16 protein-coding genes and 2 tRNA genes are annotated in these 15,919 nt (G+C 70.1%); 10 read left to right on the top strand and 8 right to left on the bottom strand.

Going from position 1 to position 15,919, the window contains the following annotated elements; all coding sequences use genetic code 11:
* Window positions 1-48: 48 nt before the first annotated feature.
* Window positions 49-1,326, bottom strand: a complete 1,278-nt coding sequence (locus PV419_RS22645) for a cytochrome P450 (RefSeq protein ID WP_415925364.1) — start codon at window positions 1,324-1,326, stop codon at window positions 49-51.
* A 323-nt stretch (window positions 1,327-1,649) separates the two neighbouring features.
* Here PV419_RS22645 and PV419_RS22640 point away from each other — a divergent pair, with 323 nt between their 5' ends.
* From PV419_RS22640 to PV419_RS22630, 3 genes are all read left to right on the top strand, one after another.
* The gene (locus PV419_RS22640; RefSeq protein WP_319691743.1) at window positions 1,650-2,504 is read left to right on the top strand and encodes a VOC family protein; all 855 of its coding nucleotides are present in this window, start codon (window positions 1,650-1,652) and stop codon (window positions 2,502-2,504) included.
* Window positions 2,505-2,714: 210 nt separating this feature from the next.
* The gene (locus PV419_RS22635; protein WP_319691623.1) at window positions 2,715-3,260 is read left to right on the top strand and encodes a hypothetical protein; all 546 of its coding nucleotides are present in this window, start codon (window positions 2,715-2,717) and stop codon (window positions 3,258-3,260) included.
* Between the two features lie 109 nt (window positions 3,261-3,369).
* Entirely contained in the window at window positions 3,370-4,026 is a 657-nt protein-coding gene (locus PV419_RS22630) for a TetR/AcrR family transcriptional regulator (RefSeq protein ID WP_319691622.1), read from the top strand.
* Here PV419_RS22630 and PV419_RS22625 read toward each other — a convergent pair.
* Together PV419_RS22625 and PV419_RS22620 are read right to left on the bottom strand one after the other, a co-directional pair.
* A complete protein-coding gene (locus PV419_RS22625; RefSeq protein WP_319691620.1) occupies window positions 4,023-4,187 on the bottom strand; it encodes a hypothetical protein in 165 nt (54 codons plus the stop codon). The two genes, PV419_RS22630 and PV419_RS22625, sit on opposite strands and share 4 nt — an antisense overlap.
* Before the next feature lie 28 nt (window positions 4,188-4,215).
* On the bottom strand, window positions 4,216-5,844 hold the full coding sequence (locus tag PV419_RS22620) for an MFS transporter (protein ID WP_319691618.1): 1,629 nt from the start codon (window positions 5,842-5,844) through the stop codon (window positions 4,216-4,218).
* Between the two features lie 110 nt (window positions 5,845-5,954).
* Between PV419_RS22620 and PV419_RS22615 the strand changes: the two genes are divergently transcribed.
* From PV419_RS22615 to PV419_RS22605, 3 genes are all read left to right on the top strand, one after another.
* The gene (locus tag PV419_RS22615; RefSeq protein WP_319691616.1) at window positions 5,955-6,584 is read left to right on the top strand and encodes a TetR/AcrR family transcriptional regulator; all 630 of its coding nucleotides are present in this window, start codon (window positions 5,955-5,957) and stop codon (window positions 6,582-6,584) included.
* A 66-nt stretch (window positions 6,585-6,650) separates the two neighbouring features.
* Complete coding sequence (locus PV419_RS22610; RefSeq protein ID WP_415925365.1) at window positions 6,651-7,136, top strand: DUF2993 domain-containing protein; 486 nt, start codon at window positions 6,651-6,653, stop codon at window positions 7,134-7,136.
* 254 nt (window positions 7,137-7,390) lie between these two features.
* Window positions 7,391-7,466: transfer RNA gene (locus PV419_RS22605), tRNA-Trp, on the top strand.
* A gap of 225 nt (window positions 7,467-7,691) precedes the next feature.
* Here PV419_RS22605 and PV419_RS22600 read toward each other — a convergent pair.
* Window positions 7,692-7,765, bottom strand: a tRNA-Pro gene (locus tag PV419_RS22600).
* Window positions 7,766-7,863: 98 nt separating this feature from the next.
* On the bottom strand, window positions 7,864-8,793 hold the full coding sequence (locus tag PV419_RS22595) for a metallophosphoesterase (RefSeq protein WP_319691612.1): 930 nt from the start codon (window positions 8,791-8,793) through the stop codon (window positions 7,864-7,866).
* 77 nt (window positions 8,794-8,870) lie between these two features.
* Between PV419_RS22595 and PV419_RS22590 the strand changes: the two genes are divergently transcribed.
* Window positions 8,871-9,341, top strand: a complete 471-nt coding sequence (locus PV419_RS22590) for a GatB/YqeY domain-containing protein (RefSeq protein WP_319691611.1) — start codon at window positions 8,871-8,873, stop codon at window positions 9,339-9,341.
* A 145-nt stretch (window positions 9,342-9,486) separates the two neighbouring features.
* On the opposite strand, the gene PV419_RS22585 is transcribed toward PV419_RS22590, so the two are convergent.
* Entirely contained in the window at window positions 9,487-11,766 is a 2,280-nt protein-coding gene (locus PV419_RS22585) for a transglycosylase domain-containing protein (protein WP_319691609.1), read from the bottom strand.
* A gap of 385 nt (window positions 11,767-12,151) precedes the next feature.
* On the opposite strand from PV419_RS22585, the gene wblA reads away from it, so the two are divergent.
* Window positions 12,152-12,487: a transcriptional regulator WblA gene (gene wblA / locus PV419_RS22580; protein WP_319691607.1), complete on the top strand. Its 336-nt coding sequence runs from the start codon at window positions 12,152-12,154 to the stop codon at window positions 12,485-12,487.
* Window positions 12,488-12,583: 96 nt separating this feature from the next.
* On the opposite strand, the gene PV419_RS22575 is transcribed toward wblA, so the two are convergent.
* A complete protein-coding gene (locus tag PV419_RS22575) occupies window positions 12,584-14,020 on the bottom strand; it encodes an ArsA family ATPase (protein WP_319691604.1) in 1,437 nt (478 codons plus the stop codon).
* Between the two features lie 88 nt (window positions 14,021-14,108).
* Window positions 14,109-15,086, bottom strand: a complete 978-nt coding sequence (locus tag PV419_RS22570) for an ArsA-related P-loop ATPase (RefSeq protein WP_319691602.1) — start codon at window positions 15,084-15,086, stop codon at window positions 14,109-14,111.
* 72 nt (window positions 15,087-15,158) lie between these two features.
* On the opposite strand from PV419_RS22570, the gene PV419_RS22565 reads away from it, so the two are divergent.
* Both PV419_RS22565 and PV419_RS22560 read left to right on the top strand, forming a co-directional pair.
* On the top strand, window positions 15,159-15,320 hold the full coding sequence (locus tag PV419_RS22565) for a DUF4177 domain-containing protein (RefSeq protein WP_093601778.1): 162 nt from the start codon (window positions 15,159-15,161) through the stop codon (window positions 15,318-15,320).
* Window positions 15,317-15,781 (top strand): RidA family protein, encoded by a 465-nt coding sequence (locus PV419_RS22560; protein WP_319691601.1) that lies wholly within the window; start codon window positions 15,317-15,319, stop codon window positions 15,779-15,781. The genes PV419_RS22565 and PV419_RS22560 overlap by 4 nt, the downstream gene beginning before the upstream one ends.
* The last annotated feature ends 138 nt before the right edge of the window (window positions 15,782-15,919 follow it).

Raw genomic sequence — 15,919 nt, 5'->3', positions numbered from 1 at the left:
CGGGCGCCTCGCGGGGGCGCCCGGCGGCCGGCGGATGACCGGGTGGGGCTACTTCAGCGTCACGGGCAGCGCTTCGACGCCGTACACGATGGACAGCTTCCGGAACGCGAGCTTCTCGGGCGCGACGGCCAGGCGCATCTCCGGGAACCGCCGCACCAGCGCGGGGTAGGCCGCGCGCAGCTCCATCTTGGCCAGCTCGGCGCCGATGCACCGGTGGATGCCATGGCCGAAGGCCAGGTGGGACGAGGTCTGCCGGTGCGGGTCGAACCGCTCCATGTCCGGGCCGAGCTTCTCGTCGCGGTTGGCCCCGCTCAGCGAGCACAGCACCAGATCGCCGCTGGATATCTTCGTCCCGGCGATCTCCATGTCCTCCTTGGCGAACCGGGGGAAGGCCACCTGGACGACCGTGAGGTAGCGCAGCAGCTCCTCGACGAACGGGTCGACCACGTCGTCGTTGTCGCGGATCTCCGCGAACCGCTCGCGGTCGCGGAGCAGCACCAGCGTGCCGAGCGCCAGCATGCTCGCGGTCGTCTCGAAGCCGCCGGTGAGCACCCCGTCGGCCAGCCCGGCCAGCTCCTGGTCGTCGATCTCGTCGCCGTGCTCCTTCACCAGCATCCCCAGCAGCCCGTCGCCGGGCGACTCGCGCTGCTTCTTGACGACTTCCAGCAGATACGAGAGCGAGTCGGATATCGCGCCGAACGAGGCGTCGGCCCCGCTGAACAGATCGAACCGCGCCATGCTCAGCTGCTGGAAGGCGTCGCGGTCCTCGTACGGCACGCCGAGCAGCTCGCAGATGACCAGGGAGGGGATCGGCAGGGCGAAGGCCTGCACCAGGTCGACCGGGCCGTCGCTCGCGGCCATCTCGTCGAGCCGCTCCTCGACGATGGAGTGGATCCGCGGCGTGAGCCTGCTGAGCCGGCGCATGGTGAACTCCGGCGTCAGCAGGCGTCGCAATCTCGTATGCGTCGGTGGATCGCTGAAGCCGAGGCCTCCGGGGTTCTGCTGTGCGGCGATCCCGATGTTTTTCTCCGAGAGGTTGGTGAAATCGGAGCTGAATCCGCTCGTCCGTCCCAGCACGGCCTTGGTCTCGTCGTATCCGGTGACGAGCCAGCCTTTTATCCCGAAAGGCAGCGGAAGCTTGCTTATGGGTTCTTTTGCGCGAGTACGGGACAATTCGGCCGCGGGGTCCAGGCCCTCTCGTCGCAGCGGAGCCAGCGTGGCATCCGGCAAAAACGACATCTTGGACAGATCGAAGCCGGTCTTCTGCATTCTCGAAAAGTACTTGCGACCCAGCCAGGTGATGATGTTTGAGCGGAGATTCGACATGGCCGCAATACTGCCCTGCTTCGGCCGGGTGTCCGTAATGCGTCTCGTAGTGCATCCCGGTGTGATACGCCACAGCGCGTGCGCCGGCGCGCCGCCCGGTGTACGCCCGAGTGGTCGGTCGAGGTGGCGCGCCCTGGAAAAAAGGGAGAAAATCTGGGTAAGACAGAGCTTTCGGGCATCATGTGCGGACGGTGAAGGCTGCGCGCACGCGGGGCAGTAAGGGCAACCAACCCCGCGCACGCGGAGGCGGAGTGAGGTGAGCGGGCGTGGAGAGGCGGGAGCGATTCCGCGCCGTCCAAGGCGCGCCGTGCTGGGTGAGCCTGATGGCGACCGACCTGGACCGCGCCCAGACCTTCTACGGCGACCTCTTCGGCTGGCACTTCCGCCCCAGCCGCCACGGCCACGGCCGCTACACCATCGCGTTCACCCAAGACGGCGCCCCGACCGTCGGCATGGGCGTCCCGGCCGCGACCGGCGTGACCCTCCCCGTCACCTGGACCACCTACTTCGCGGCCGACAGCGCCGACGAGATCGCCTGGCGCGCGCGGGAGCGCGGCGGCACCGTCGCGGTCGGGCCGCTGGAGTTCGGCAGCGGCCGGGTGGCCTGGGCGGCCGACCCGGACGGCGCCGTCTTCGGTATCTGGGAAGGCGAGCTCACCTCCGCCTGGTGGGGCGAGCGCAGACCGGGCGCCCCGGTCTGGCTCGAGCTGCGCACCCGCGACGCGTTCGAGGCCGCGCTCTTCTACGGCCACGTCTTCGGCTGGGACGCCCAGGGCCAGGATCGCTGCGACGTCCGCTTCGAGCACGACCGTGTGGTCCTGCACATCGACGGCAAGGCCGTCGCCGGCCTGCTCGGCGGCGCCCTGGAAGCCGCCCCCGACCCCAATGTCCGCCCCCGCTGGCACATCTACTTCTGCGTCGACGACGTCGACCGCGTCGCCACCCAGGCCACCACCCTCGGCGGCGGCATCATCTCCGCCCCGGCCGACACCCCGTACGGCCGCATCGCGGCCCTCCGCGACCCGGAGGGCGGACTCTTCAGCATCGCGGCGGCGATGGGGGCGGGGGGCCAGGCGGAGACGGCGGGAGATACGGAGTCGTCCGCGGGCGACGTCGCGGGCGACCCCGCGGGCGCGGGGCTCGGCGACGCCGATTCCGCCGCGCTGGGCGACTCATGAGGGCCCCTGGTCCCGGCTGCGGGTCCACTCGCTGCCACATGGCCGGCGGCATCCACAGCCAACGGCTCTTCGTCTCCGGCGTCTGGAACCCGTGGTCGTCCACTTCGGCTCCCAGGCGCACGTGTGCGGGCCCTGCGTGGGGACCCCTCCCGATGCCCGTGTTCTAGGCTCGCCGCCTGACTTCGGACGAGATACGAAGGGCGGCATGCCATGTCGGATCCGACCATGGTGGGGCGCACGCGACGTGCGGCCGGCCGCGTCCTGCTGGCCACGGTCACCGCGCTGGCCGTGGCGGGATGCGGCGATGCGGATGAGAGCACCGACAGCGCCGAGCCCCCGGCCTCCCATGCCTCGCGGAGCCCGTCTCACGCCACGTCCAGCCCGGCCCCGGAAGTGACGGCGGCCGACGGGAGCGACACCGACGCGTGCACCGACGGGAACTGCGAGATCGCGGTGTCCGAGCCGGTGACGATCCGCATCAAGCTCCCGGACGGTCCCGCGAAGCTGTCCCTGACGAAGGTCGGCAAGAACGCGGTCGGCTACAAGGTGACCTCGGGGAACGGCAAGACGGGCGGGGAGACGAGCGGGGAGGCGAGCGGCGACGGCAGCGGCTGCGTCGCCGTCTTCCGCGGCGGTGGCAGCAGCAGTTCGTGCGGGGCGGCGGGAGCGCCGCCGGACAAGGTGGACGGGGCGGTCGTGCTGCAGGTGGTGGCAGGGTCGGGAGGCACCGCCATCCTCCGACTCGTCTCGGCCTGACCCCGCGACCACGTTCTCGGCCCGGGTCTTCGGGCCCTCCGTGCGAGAATGTATGCGTTCTTCGTCCGGCCGTATCCCTTCCTCTCCGCACCGATTCATCGAGGTTTCCGTGGCCAAGCCCGCCGTCCGTGAACCGTTGCGAAGCAATTCGCGGGCCAACCGGGCGCGCATCCTGGCCACGGCCCGGCGGGAGCTCGGGCGGAACCCGGACGTCACTTTGGAGGAGCTGGCGCGCGCCGCAGGCGTCGTACGGCGCACTCTCTTCGGCCACTTTCCGGGGCGTGAGGCGTTGCTGGAGGCCCTCGCCGAGGAAGCCTGCGAGGCTCTGCGGAGCGCGCTGGCGGCCGGTGTGCGGTTCGCGGAGCCGGAACCCGCCGAGCGGGCGCTCGTCCACCTCGTGTTCTCGATATGGCCCGTGGGGGACCGCTACCGCCTGCTTCTGACGCTGGCCCAGCGCGACCTGGGCTCGGAGCGTGTGGCGGAGGTGCTGGCACCGGCCCGTGAGACGGTCACGGCCATCCTGGAGCGCGGGCAGCGAGACGGCGTCTTCCACACGCACCTGCCGGCCGCCGTGCTGAGCGCCGGGCTGGAAGCGATGACCGTCGCGTTTCTGGAGGCGGTCAACACCGGGGCGCTGGAGGACGACGGGACCCGGATCGCCATCGCCACGCTCATCGCGGCCGGGGTGCCGGAGGAGCGGGCGCAGGCCGTGGTCGGCGCTGTCGCGTCGACGGTGGTCGCCGCGGAGTCCGCGGCCGGCTACTAGCCGTCCTGGCCGAACACTCGATGGGGCTCGACTGCCCCGGCATTCCGCTGTGGGGTCCAGTCGTCGATTCCCGGCGTGGCGTCCGGCTGGTGTCGACCGTTGGAGGGCTCCTCGGGCAGGTCGCGCGAGCCGACCAGCACACGGTTCTGACGGCCGTCCACGCCTACACCGTGGAACGCAGCGTGCCGGTCATCCGTCCGTAGAAGTCAGCTGTGCTTCCCGGTCCTGCGGCTCCCGCACGTCCTGCGCGTCCTGCTGGTGGTGCTTGCCGGTCTTGCGGCGGCCGGGCAGGACCGCGAGCACGATCATCGTTCCCGCGGCCATGATGATCCCGCCGACCAGACTGGTGTGGGCGATGCTGTGGGCGAAGGCTTCGTGGACGGCGTCGACCAGGGCCCGTGCCTGCTGCGCCCCGCCGGCGGGGTTCTTCGCGACCTCCTGGGCCACCGCCAGGCCGCCGCCCACCGAGTCCTTGGCCGTCTCCAGCGCGGCGGCCGGGAGGTGTCCGCCGACCAGGTCGGTCAGCTTGTCGCGGTAGGCCGTGCCGAGCAGGGAGCCCAGCAGCGCGATGCCGAGTGAGCCGCCCAGTTCCACCGAGGTGTCGTTGGCGCCGCCGCCGACGCCCAGCTCGGACTCGGGGAAGGTGCCCATGATGGTGTCGGTGGCCGGGGAGACGCTCAGGCCGATCGCGAAGCCCAGCATCATCATGGGAGCCAGGAAGTCGGCGTACGTCGAGCCCTTGTCGACCTGTGTGAGCAGGAAGACGCCGACCGTCCCGATGACCATGCCGGTCACCACCATCGACTTCACGCCCAGCTTCGGGGTCAGCCGCCCGGTCACCGTGGCGCCGACGAGGACGGCACCGGCCAGCGGCAGCAGCCGTACGCCGGTCTCCAGCGGGCCGTATCCGAGGACGAACTGCAGGTACTGGGTGGAGTAGTAGATCGCGCCGAAGGTGCCGAAGAAGAAGAACAGCACCGCGATCATCGAGCCGGTGAAGGGGCGCAGCGTGAACTTGCGCACGTCCAGCATGGGGTTCGGGTGGCGCAGCTCCCAGGCCACGAAGGCCACGAGACCGATCCCGGCGACGACGGCGGCGGTGATCGGGCCGGCGCCCCAGCCGAAGTGCGGGCCTTCGATGGTCGCGTAGACCAGGGAGCCGATGGAGACGATCGACAGCAGCCCGCCGATGTAGTCGATCCGGCCCATGCCCGCCGCCTTGGACGGCGGGATCAGCACCAGCGCGCCGAGGACGGCGGCGACGGCGATCGGCACGTTGATCAGGAACGTCGAGCCCCAGGCGTGGTCCTCCAGCAGCCATCCGGCCACCAGCGGGCCGACGGCGATGGCGAGGCCGGAAGTGGCGCTCCAGGCCGTGATGGCCTTGACGCGCTCCCTCCTCGGGAAGATCGCGACCAGCAGGGACAGGGTGGCCGGCATGACGACGGCGGCGCCGATGCCCATGATCGCGCGGGCGGTGATGACGAGCTCGGTCCGGTCGACGAGGCTGCCCGTCACCGCGCCGCCCGCGAAGATCACCAGTCCGGTGATCAGGGCGCCGCGGCGGCTGTACTTGTCGCCGATCGCACCCAGGACGAGCATCAGCGCGGCGTACGGGACGGTGTAGCCGTCGATGACCCACTGCAGATCGCTGCTGCTCAGGTTCAGAGCCCGGGTCATGTCGGGCGCGGCCACGATCAGCGACGTGTTCGCCATGACGACGATCAGCAGGCTCAGGCAGAGCACGAGCAGTGCCCACCAGCGGCGCGCGTACGGCCCGGTCATCTTCTCGACGGGTGTGGTGGCAAGGAAGGGCACGGGGGCTCCCAGGAGACGAGTTATTTGCACATCGATGAGCAGACTAGTTTCTTGCTCGCCCATGTGCAAATATCTCGGTGACCGCTCCCTCCGCGCACCGAGGTGCCGACGTGACCAGCCCACCAGCCCCACCCCCCGCACGACAGCGCCGTACGACGCGTGCCACCCGCGCCCGCATCCTGGATGCGGCCCTGCGGGAACTGGGCCGTAATCCCGACAGCAGCCTCGGTGACATCGCGGAAGCCGCCGGCGTCGCACGCCGCACCGTCTACACGCACTTCGCCGGCCGGGCGGCGCTGGTGGAGGGGCTCGCCGAGGAGGCCGCGGAGGCGATACGCCTCGCCATCGCCGTCACGAGCGCACCCAGTCCCGACCCCGCGAGCGCCCTGGCGCGCTTCGTCCTCACGCTCTGGCCGGTCGGCGACTCCTACCGCGCGCTGATCGGCCTGGCCGGCCAGGGCCTCGGCCCGGCCCAGGTGCGCGACGTCCTGGCCCCGGCCCGCGAGACGGTCGCCGGCATCCTCGCCGAGGGGCAGCGCCGGGGCGTCTTCCACACCGCCGTTCCGCCCGGCCCCCTCAGCGGCGCCATCGAGGCCCAACTGCTGGCACTGCTCGGCACCGTCAGATCAGGGACCTGGGCCGACGACGGCACGGGCGCGGCCACCGCGGCTCTGATCGCCGCCGGAGTCGACCGTGCGACCGCCGCCGCCACGGTCCGCCGGACGCACCGACCCCACTGACCGACCCCGCTGAAGGAGGGCCCCGTCCATGTATCAGTCCCTGTACGGAGATGACGACGACTCGCGATACGAGCCGTCGCTGTCGCCTTTGCCGCGCTGGCCCGGGCGTTCCAGGAGGGCATGGACACGCCCCTGCCGCCACAGGTCCCTGTGCGCGGCTTCCCCGTCCTGACCCAGGCGGTCTCCGGCACCCTGCGCCACGTGGACATCACCGCTCACGACATACCGGCCCACGGCGCCACGCGCCCGCTGCCGGTGGCCGAACTCGCCCTCCGGATCACCGGGTTGAAGAAGTCCGATGACGACAGCGAGGCCCGAGCCCGCAGCGCCGAGGCGACCGCCTTCCTGTCGTACACGGATGTGTCGAACACCCTGGGTCTGGAAATCTCCCAGGGCGGCCGCCCGGGTCAGGTGCGAGCGGTCGTCCTTGTGCCCCTCGGAAAAGAGGTCGCCGTGACGACGACCGTCACGGCGGCCTCCGGCAATCGCATCGCCGTCGGGCCGGTCGGTCACCTTCCGGCCCGACGGCGCGGCGCAGGACGACACCGGTGACGCCGGTGACGCCGGAGGGTCCGACGCCGTGGCCCGGAGCGTGTGACCGCCTGTCGGCCGGCTCGTCAGCCCAGGTCGGGACTCCACGGGATGGCCTGCCATGTGCCCTGATCCTCATGGCGGTTGAGGCGGCCGGATCCTCTCCCGGACTTCTCCCCAGCGATCGCTGGCCAGGGCACCGCTCGTGGCAGAAGTGTTCACCGTGAAAACCTGTGGAATCACGTGCTTGGCCGTGCCAGGCTGGGCGGCGTCGAAGGGGTGTAGCTCAGAGGCCAGAGCGCCGGTCTCCAAAACCGGATGTCGCAGGTTCGACTCCTGTCACCCCTGCCATAGCTGCATAAAACCGTGAGTAGCTGACTCAGAAGGGCGCGCTGCCCCATCACCGCGCCTTGCACAGCCGGTTGTTGCGGCTCGTCGCGGTCCGACCGCGCCCGCTATCCGCCGCTGCATGCGGCACGGCAAAAGACCTCTACCGTCAACGAGTGCGAGCGTCGGAACGCCTCAGGGGCCCGACCCGCTTTCGCGGATCAGGCCCCTGACCTGGTGTTCCTTCAGTCGGGGTGGCGGGATTTGAACCCACGACCTCTTCGTCCCGAACGAAGCGCGCTGCCAAGCTGCGCTACACCCCGAAGCAACGAGCTCTACTTTAGCGGACCCGTGGCCAGAGACGAAATCCGCTTTTCGCGGCCTCGCAGGTCGGGGCGTCGGGGCGGGGTGACCGGAGGGGTCAGGGGCTGGGTGGGGTCAGAGTGAGGAGGGTGGCCTCGGGCGGGCAGGCGAAGCGGACCGGGGTGTAGCGGTTGGTGCCGCAGCCGGCGGAGACGTGGAGGTAGGAGGTGTGGCCGGCGGCGTGGTGGGTGGAGAGACCCTTGACGCGGCGGGCGTCCAGGTCGCAGTTGGTGACGAGGGCGCCGTAGAAGGGGATGCACAGCTGGCCGCCGTGGGTGTGGCCGGCGAGGATCAGGGGGTAGCGGTCGGCCGTGAAGGCGTCGAGAACGCGCAGGTAGGGGGCGTGGACGACGGCCAGGGAGAGGTCCGCGTCCGATTCAGGGCCGCCGGCCACCTCGCCGTAGCGGTCGCGCTTGATGTGCGGGTCGTCCAGACCGGTCATGGCGATCTCCACGTCGTCCAGCTTCAGCCGGCCGCGGGTGTTCGACAGGTTGACCCAGCCGGCCGTGTCGAAGGCGTCGCGCAGCTCTTTCCAGGGGTTGTGGATCGCGCCGACGACGGGGGGATTGCCGTTCAGACCGTGCTTGCCGCTGGCCTTCTCCATCAGGTAGCGGGCGGGGTTGCGCGGCTTGGGGCCGTAGTAGTCGTTCGAGCCGAAGACGTACGCGCCGGGGAACTCCATGAGCGGGCCGAGTGCGTCCAGCGCCTCGGGCACGCCTTCGGGGTCGGAGAGGTTGTCACCCGTGTTGATGACGACATCGGGGCGCAGCCCGGCGAGGGACTGGAGCCAGCGCTGCTTCTTGCGCTGGCCGCTGACCATGTGGAGGTCGGAGACCTGGAGGACGCGCAGGGGCCGCATGCCGCGTGGCAGTACGGGAACGGTCACCCGTCGGAGGCGGAAGGACCGGACCTCGAAGCCGGCGGCATAGGCGAGGCCGGCGGCGCCGACCGCCGTGATTCCCAGGGGTACTCCGTATCGCGCGCGCATGGTCACCATGGTCGCAGACCGTGGCCGGGCGAGAAATCTTCGGGTGATTCCCGGCCAGGGCTGGCAGACTCGACGCCATGACCACCACGCTCAAGTCCAGGCTGCAGGACGATCTCACCGCAGCGATCAAGACGCGTGACGAGCTGCGCTCCTCTACGCTCCGGCTGACCCTCACCGCGATCCAGAAGGAAGAGGTCGCGGGCGAGACCGCCCGGGAGCTGTCCGACGCCGAGGTGGAGAAGATCATCACGCGCGAGGCCAAGAAGCGGCGCGAGGCGGCCGAGGCGTTCGCGCAGGGCGGGCGGGCGGAGCAGGCCGATCGGGAGCGGGCCGAGGGGGAGGTACTCGCCGAGTACCTGCCCAAGCAGCTCACGGACGAGGAGCTGGACGCGCTGGTGGCGGAGGCCGTGCAGGAGGCAGCGGCGGGCGGGGCGCAGGGGCCGCGGGCCATGGGCGCGGTGATGAAGATCGTGAACCCGAAGGTCGCGGGCCGGGCCGAGGGCGGCCGGGTGGCCGCCGTGGTCAAGCGGCGGCTCGCGGAGGGCTGACTCGCCCAGGGGTGAGACGAAGAGAGATGGACGCGAGCAGCGGGCCCGGACGGTGTCCGGGCCCGCTGCCTTGCCTGCCTTGCCTGCCTTGTCTGGCTTTGCCTGTGTTGCCGCGCCGATCACTCCTCGGCGCTCAGGCCACGCGCTACGGGAAGTTCCAGCCGTTGCTGTTGCCGTTTCCGTTCCCGCCGTTTCCGTTTCCGCCCCGGTTGCCGCCGGACCAGCCGTCGTCTCCGCCGCCGATCACGTCCGGCGGGAGGGTGATGTCCGGCCACGGGTTGTCGGTGCCGCCGTTGTTCCCGCCGTTGTCGCCGCCCGGCTTGTCGCCGTGGCCCTTGTCGTCGCCGCCGGGCTTCTCCGCGTTCGGGTCCTTGATCGGCACGGTGACGAAGTTCTCGGTCGGCTTGCCCGCCAGGGCGCCGCTCATGGCGTCCTTCCAGATGGGGCCGGGGGTGTCCGCGCCGTAGACCTTGTCGTGGAGGATGCCGCCGATCCGGATGTTCTCCATCTTGACGCCCTTGGTGCCGGAGCCGCCGACCCAGACCGCGCCGGCGAGGTTCGGGGTGTAGCCGACGAACCAGGCGGCCTTGCGCTCGTCCGTCGTACCCGTCTTACCGGCGCTCGGCCGGTTCTCCAGGCCCGCCTTCTTGCCGGTGCCGTCCTCGACGACGCCGCGCAGCAGGGTGTTCATGGTGTCGGCGGTCTTCTGCGACATGGCTCGGGTGCACGAGGACTTGGGAACCTCGAGGTCCTTGCCGCCCGGGCCGGTGATCGACTCGATGAAGACCGGGGTGCAGTAGACGCCGCGGTTGGCGAAGGTCGCGTACGCGTTGGCCATCGTCAGCGGCGAGAAGCCGTCGGTGCCGAGGGTGATGGCGGGCACCTGGTTGAGCTTCTTGCCGTCGGCGCGCTGCACGCCCATCTTGGTGGCCATCTCGGTGACCGGGCAGACGCCGATGTCACTGATCATCTGCACGAAGTAGGTGTTGATCGACTTCGCGAGCGCTTCCCTGAGGGGGTACGGGCCCTTTTCGGACGGGTCCTCGTTCTCGACGGTCGAGCCCTTGCTGTTGGACCAGGTGCCGTTGCAGGTGGACACCGGGCTCGGGTACGGCATGTCGTACGGGGACGAGTAGCGCTGGTACGGCTTCTTGCCCTGCTCGAGGGCGGCCGCGGCGGTGATCGGCTTGAACGTCGAGCCGACCTGGAAGCCGTAGTTCGAGCCGCCCATGGCCTTATCCGCGGACAGGTTGATCGTCAGGTCGTGGGGCCCGAAGCCGTACGGCCTGGACTGGCCCATGGCGACCACCTTGCCGGTGCCGGGCTCGACGAGCGTGACGGCGGTGGCGACCGGGTCGTCCTGGTAGACATGGGCCTTGATCGAGTTCTGGACCGACTGCTGGGCCTTCGGGTCCAGGGTCGTACGGATCGTCAGGCCGCCCCGGTCCCAGCGCTGGGAGCGCGCCTCGCGGGTCTTGCCGAAGACCGGGTCGTTGAGGAAGACCTCCCTGACGTAGTCACAGAAGAACCCGGCGCCGCTCACGGCCGTGATGCAGCCGTTCTTGGGTGAGCTGACCTTGAGCCCGAGGGGCTTCTTCTCCGCCGCGTCGGCCTGGGCCTGGGTGATGTCCTTCACATCGGCCATGCGCTGCAGCACGGTGTCGCGGCGGGCCTTGGCCACCTGCGCGTTGTTGACCGGGTCGTAGCTGCTGGGCGACTGGACGAGACCGGCCAGCAGCGCGGCCTCCTCCAGGTTCAGGTCCTTGGCGTGCTTGCTGAAGTAGCGCTGCGAGGCGGCCTCGACACCGTAGGCCTGCTGGCCGAAGAAGGTGATGTTGAGGTAGTTCTGCAGGATCCGCCTCTTGCCCAGCTCCTTCTCGACCTGGATCGCGTACTTCAGCTCCTTGATCTTGCGGCCGATGGACTGCTTCTGGGCCTCGGCGACCGCCTTCTCGTCGTTGCCCGCCTCCTCCACGAAGACGTTCTTCACGTACTGCTGGGTGAGCGTGGAGGCGCCCTGGGACACACCGCCGTCCTGTGCGTTCTTGTTGAGCGCGCGCAGCACGCCCTTGAGGTCGATCGCCCCGTGCTCGTAGAAGCGCGCGTCCTCGATCGCGACGATGGCCTTGCGCATGTATGGGGAGATGTCCTTGAGGTCCACGATGGTGCGGTCGCGGGAGTAGACCTTCGCGATCTCGCCGCCATCGGCGTCCAGGATGGTGGTCCGCTCACTGAGCGGCGGCGTTTTGAGATTGGCCGGAATTTCGTCGAATTGCTCGACCGTTCCCTTGGCCGCGAGTCCGATCGCGCCGACGGCGGGCAGCGCGAGCCCGGCCAGCACCGCTCCCGCGAGCACGCTGACCCCGAGGAACTTCGCGGCCTGCTGAGCGGAGGACAGGCCCCCGCCCGAACGCTTGTTACCCATGGAGGCAGCCTACGTGTCGAATCGCCGGACAGGGGACCACCTGTTCGCATACGCTGATTCACGCCAGTCACTCCGGTGCGGTCGAGCACCATCCCCCCTCTTACTCAAGTGAGTGATGAGAGCTGTCCTGTTTGCGATCTTGTATCCATCCGTGCCCTTTTTAGCGCGGGTGAACTGCCCTTATTTGCGCGGGAAGTCGCATATGTCGCCAGCTCACTCCGTTGGGTGATCTGCCGCGTACCCATAGTCCGTTCGGGCCATCCAAGATTGGGCCCGCAGGGGGTGTTGCACCCTGTCCGCCTTCCGTAACGTCCTCAACTGGCGACGGTGAATATGCCGTTTGTCGCCGTGGGGGAGCTCCGAATCGGGAGAGGACGGCGCCAGCATGGGCTGGGTAACCGACTGGAGTGCGCAGGCCGCCTGCCGCACGACTGATCCAGATGAACTATTTGTTCAAGGCGCGGCACAGAACAGGGCCAAAGCGGTCTGCACCGGATGTCCGGTGCGCACCGAGTGCCTTGCCGACGCACTGGACAACCGCGTCGAGTTCGGCGTGTGGGGGGGAATGACCGAGCGCGAGCGGAGGGCGCTGCTGCGCCGCCGCCCCACGGTCACCTCCTGGCGCCGGCTGCTGGAGACCGCGCGCCTCGAGTACGAGCGCGGCGTGGGCATCCTGCCGCTCGACGACGAGGAGTACGAGCGCTTCGCCGCCGTCGGGTAGCAGGGGTAGCAGGCGGCTGGTGGTCGGCTGAGGGTCTTGGTCCTTGGGCGCCTTGGGTCCCTTGGGCTGCTTGGGTGCCGTGGTGCGCCCGCGCGGCTAGCCCGCTGCGCTCTTGGGCTGCCGCTCTGTCTGGTCCGCCAAGCGCTCGCCGATCGCTCGCAGCCCCACGAGGTCGTGCACGTCACCGGGGAGTGCGGCCACTTCCGCCACGGGAACCTCGGGATGCAGCGTCGTGAAGCGATGGTGTGTGCGCTGCTCCCGGGCGAGCACCTGCATACGCTCCGCGTGCAGCCGCAGCAGCCCCACGGCGAGCCGCTCTGCCGACGTGGGGGAGCCGTCGGGGTCAGATGCCGAGGAGTCGTCCGCCGCTGGGGCGTTCTGCTCTCGAGCATTCCCTGAACCGGGGTCGACAATGCCCTCTTCGGCAAGATTTTCCGGGCTGTTGACGGTGAGGGTCGCGTACTCGGCCCCGCCCGCCTCGACCGCCGGGTCTGCCGGGTCTGCTGAGCCCGGTGGATCTGCCTCGACCGCCGGGTCGGCCGGGTCTGCCGGGTCTGCCGCGCTCGCCGGGTCCGACGCGCCCGATGCCTCTGCCAGGCCCAGGGACAGCGTCTCCGCGGCCGCCAGTGCCCGCTCCGCCGAGAGCTGCACGGCACCACTCCCGTGTACCCGGTTCAGCACCAGCCCCGCCAGCGGCATTTGGTCCGCCGCCAGCCGTTCCACGAAGTACGCCGCCTCGCGCAGCGCGTCCCGCTCCGGGGCCGCCACCACCAGGAAGGCCGTGCCCGGCGCCTGCAGCAGCCGATAGGTCGCCTCCGCGCGGGTGCGGAAGCCGCCGAACATCGTGTCCATGGCGGCGGCGAAGGTCTGTACGTCGCGCATGAGCTGCCCGCCCAGCACCTTGCTGACCGTGCCGGTCATCATCGACACGCCCACGTTCAGGAACTTCATCCCGGCCCTGCCCCCGACCTTCGCCGGGGCCATCAGGATCTTGATGAACTTCCCGTCCAGGAAGGAGCCGAGGCGCTTGGGCGCGTCCAAAAAGTCCAGCGCCGACCGGCTCGGCGGCGTGTCGACGATGATCAGGTCCCACTCGTCGCGGCCCCGCAGCTGGCCGAGCTTCTCCATGGCCATGTATTCCTGCGTGCCCGCGAAACCGGCCGAAAGTGATTGGTAGAAGGGGTTCGCCAGGATCGCGCGGGCGCGCTCGGGGTCGGCGTGCGCCTCGACGAACTCGTCGAAGGTCCGCTTCATGTCGAGCATCATGGCGTGCAGCTCGCCGCCCGCCGCGCCGTCGATGCCCTCGACCCGGCGCGGCACGTTGTCCAGCGCGTCGATGCCCATCGACTGCGCGAGCCGGCGGGCCGGGTCGATGGTGAGGACGACGGCCTTACGGCCCCGCTCCGCGGCCCGTACGCCCAGGGCCGCCGCCGTCGTGGTCTTGCCGACGCCGCCGGAGCCGCAGCACACGATGATGCGGGTCTCGGGGTCGGCCAGCAGTGCGTCGGTGTCCAGTCGCGGTGCCATGTCCATGCTTCTGCCGCCTCCTGCGTACGGCTCGTACCGCTCGCCCGTACCGTTCATGCCGAATGTGCTGATGGTGTCGATCGCGCTGCTCGTGTCACATCGGCCACTGCTTGCGCAGATCCGTCGCGAGCCGGTACAGGCCGGCCAGGTCGACGCCGTCGCTGAGCAGCTCCAGCTCGTACAGGGGCAGCTCCAGGCCCGCCAGCTCCGCCCGCTGCGCCCGCTCCAGGGCGACCCGCTCCGCGTGCTCACGGGCCTGCTTTAGCAGCGGGTCGACCAGGCGCTCGGCGAGCCCGCCGCGGCGCGCGCCGCCCAGCCCCGCCTGGGACAGGGCCTTGGCTACGGCGGCGCGCTGGCCGTTGGCGGCGGTGTCGACGGCCGCGTGGTCGAGGATCGCGGGCCGCACCATGTTGATGATGACCGCGCCGGTCGGCAGGCCGTCGGCGCGCAGCTCCCCGATGCCGTCCGCGGTCTCCTGGACCGGCATCTCCTCCAGCAGCGTGACCATGTGGACCGCCGTCTCGGGGGACTTCAGCACGCGCATCACGGCCTGCGCCTGATTGTGTATCGGGCCGGTCCTGGCCAGCCCGGCCACCTCGTGGTTGACGTTCAGAAAGCGGGTGATCCGGCCGGTCGGCGGCGCGTCCATGACCACGAAGTCGTAGACGAAGCGGCCGTCCTTGCCCTTGCGGCGCACCGCCTCGCACGCCTTGCCGGTCAGCAGGACGTCCCGCAGCCCCGGGGCGATGGTGGTCGCGAAGTCGATCGCGCCGAGCTTCTTCAGCGCCCGTCCGGCCGAACCCAGCTTGTAGAACATGTGGAGGTAGTCGAGGAGCGCGAACTCTGGGTCGATGGCGAGCGCGTGCACCTCACCGCCGCCCGGCGCGCCGGCGATCTTCCGCTCCTCGTAGGGCAGCGCCCCCGTCTCGAAAAGCTGTGCGATGCCCTGGCGGCCTTCGACCTCGACCAGCAGGGTTCGCCTGCCGTCGGCCGCGAGGGCCAGCGCGAGTGCTGCGGCGACCGTGGTCTTGCCGGTTCCGCCCTTGCCACTGACGACATGGAGCCTGCTCACAATGGGGAGCCTAACCAGTCCTCGTCCGGGCCACGCACCAGGCCCCGGCAGACAGGCATTACAGTCGGCCCTATGACCAAGTGGGAATACGCGACCGTGCCGCTGCTCGTACACGCCACGAAGCAGATTCTGGACACCTGGGGCGAGGACGGCTGGGAGCTCGTCCAGGTCGTGCCGGGGCCGAACAACCCCGAGCAGCTGGTGGCCTACCTCAAGCGGGAGAAGACCGCGTGAGCGCGGTCGAGGACAAGCTCGCCGAGCTGGGCCTGACCCTGCCGGAGGTCGCGGCGCCCCTCGCCTCGTACGTGCCCTCGGTCCGCTCCGGGTCGTACGTCTACACCTCGGGCCAGCTGCCCACGGTCGACGGCAAGCTCGGCGTGACCGGCAAGGTCGGCGCCGAGGTGACGCCGGAAGAGGCCAAGGAACTGGCGCGCACCTGCGCGTTGAACGCCCTGGCCGCGGTCAAGTCGGCCGTCGGCGACCTGGACAAGGTCGTACGGGTCGTGAAGGTCGTGGGCTTCGTCGCCTCGGCGCCGGACTTCACCGGGCAGCCGGGCGTCATCAACGGCGCGAGCGAGCTGCTCGGCCAGGCGCTGGGTGAGGCGGGCGTGCACGCCCGCAGCGCCGTGGGAGTGGCGGTGCTGCCGCTCGACGCGCCGGTCGAGGTCGAGATCCAGGTCGAGATCGCGGACTAGGACCGGGCAGGGCAGGGCCCAGGTCCTGCCCGGGCGGTCTTCGTGTTTTCCTTCCCCATCGGATTCGCGAGCCCCCCGCTTCTCGTGCTGCTTCTTCTCGTACTCCTTCGGTTTCCCCGGTTCCCGCGCGGGGCCCGG

This window comes from Streptomyces sp. ME19-01-6 (assembly GCF_033793745.1).
Lineage (GTDB): Bacteria > Actinomycetota > Actinomycetes > Streptomycetales > Streptomycetaceae > Streptomyces.
This window is presented reverse-complemented; position numbering and strand designations above follow the sequence as displayed.

Bases quoted from the DNA above. Each gene is read 5' to 3' on its own strand.
- PV419_RS22645 (WP_415925364.1), bottom strand. From the start codon at position 1,326: ATGTCGAATCTCCGCTCAAACATCATCACCTGGCTGGGTCGCAAGTAC.
- PV419_RS22640 (WP_319691743.1), top strand. From the start codon at position 1,650: ATGGCGACCGACCTGGACCGCGCCCAGACCTTCTACGGCGACCTCTTC.
- PV419_RS22635 (WP_319691623.1), top strand. From the start codon at position 2,715: ATGTCGGATCCGACCATGGTGGGGCGCACGCGACGTGCGGCCGGCCGC.
- PV419_RS22595 (WP_319691612.1), bottom strand. From the start codon at position 8,793: ATGCGCGCGCGATACGGAGTACCCCTGGGAATCACGGCGGTCGGCGCC.
- PV419_RS22590 (WP_319691611.1), top strand. From the start codon at position 8,871: ATGACCACCACGCTCAAGTCCAGGCTGCAGGACGATCTCACCGCAGCG.
- PV419_RS22585 (WP_319691609.1), bottom strand. From the start codon at position 11,766: ATGGGTAACAAGCGTTCGGGCGGGGGCCTGTCCTCCGCTCAGCAGGCC.
- wblA (WP_319691607.1), top strand. From the start codon at position 12,152: ATGGGCTGGGTAACCGACTGGAGTGCGCAGGCCGCCTGCCGCACGACT.
- PV419_RS22575 (WP_319691604.1), bottom strand. From the start codon at position 14,020: ATGGACATGGCACCGCGACTGGACACCGACGCACTGCTGGCCGACCCC.
- PV419_RS22565 (WP_093601778.1), top strand. From the start codon at position 15,159: ATGACCAAGTGGGAATACGCGACCGTGCCGCTGCTCGTACACGCCACG.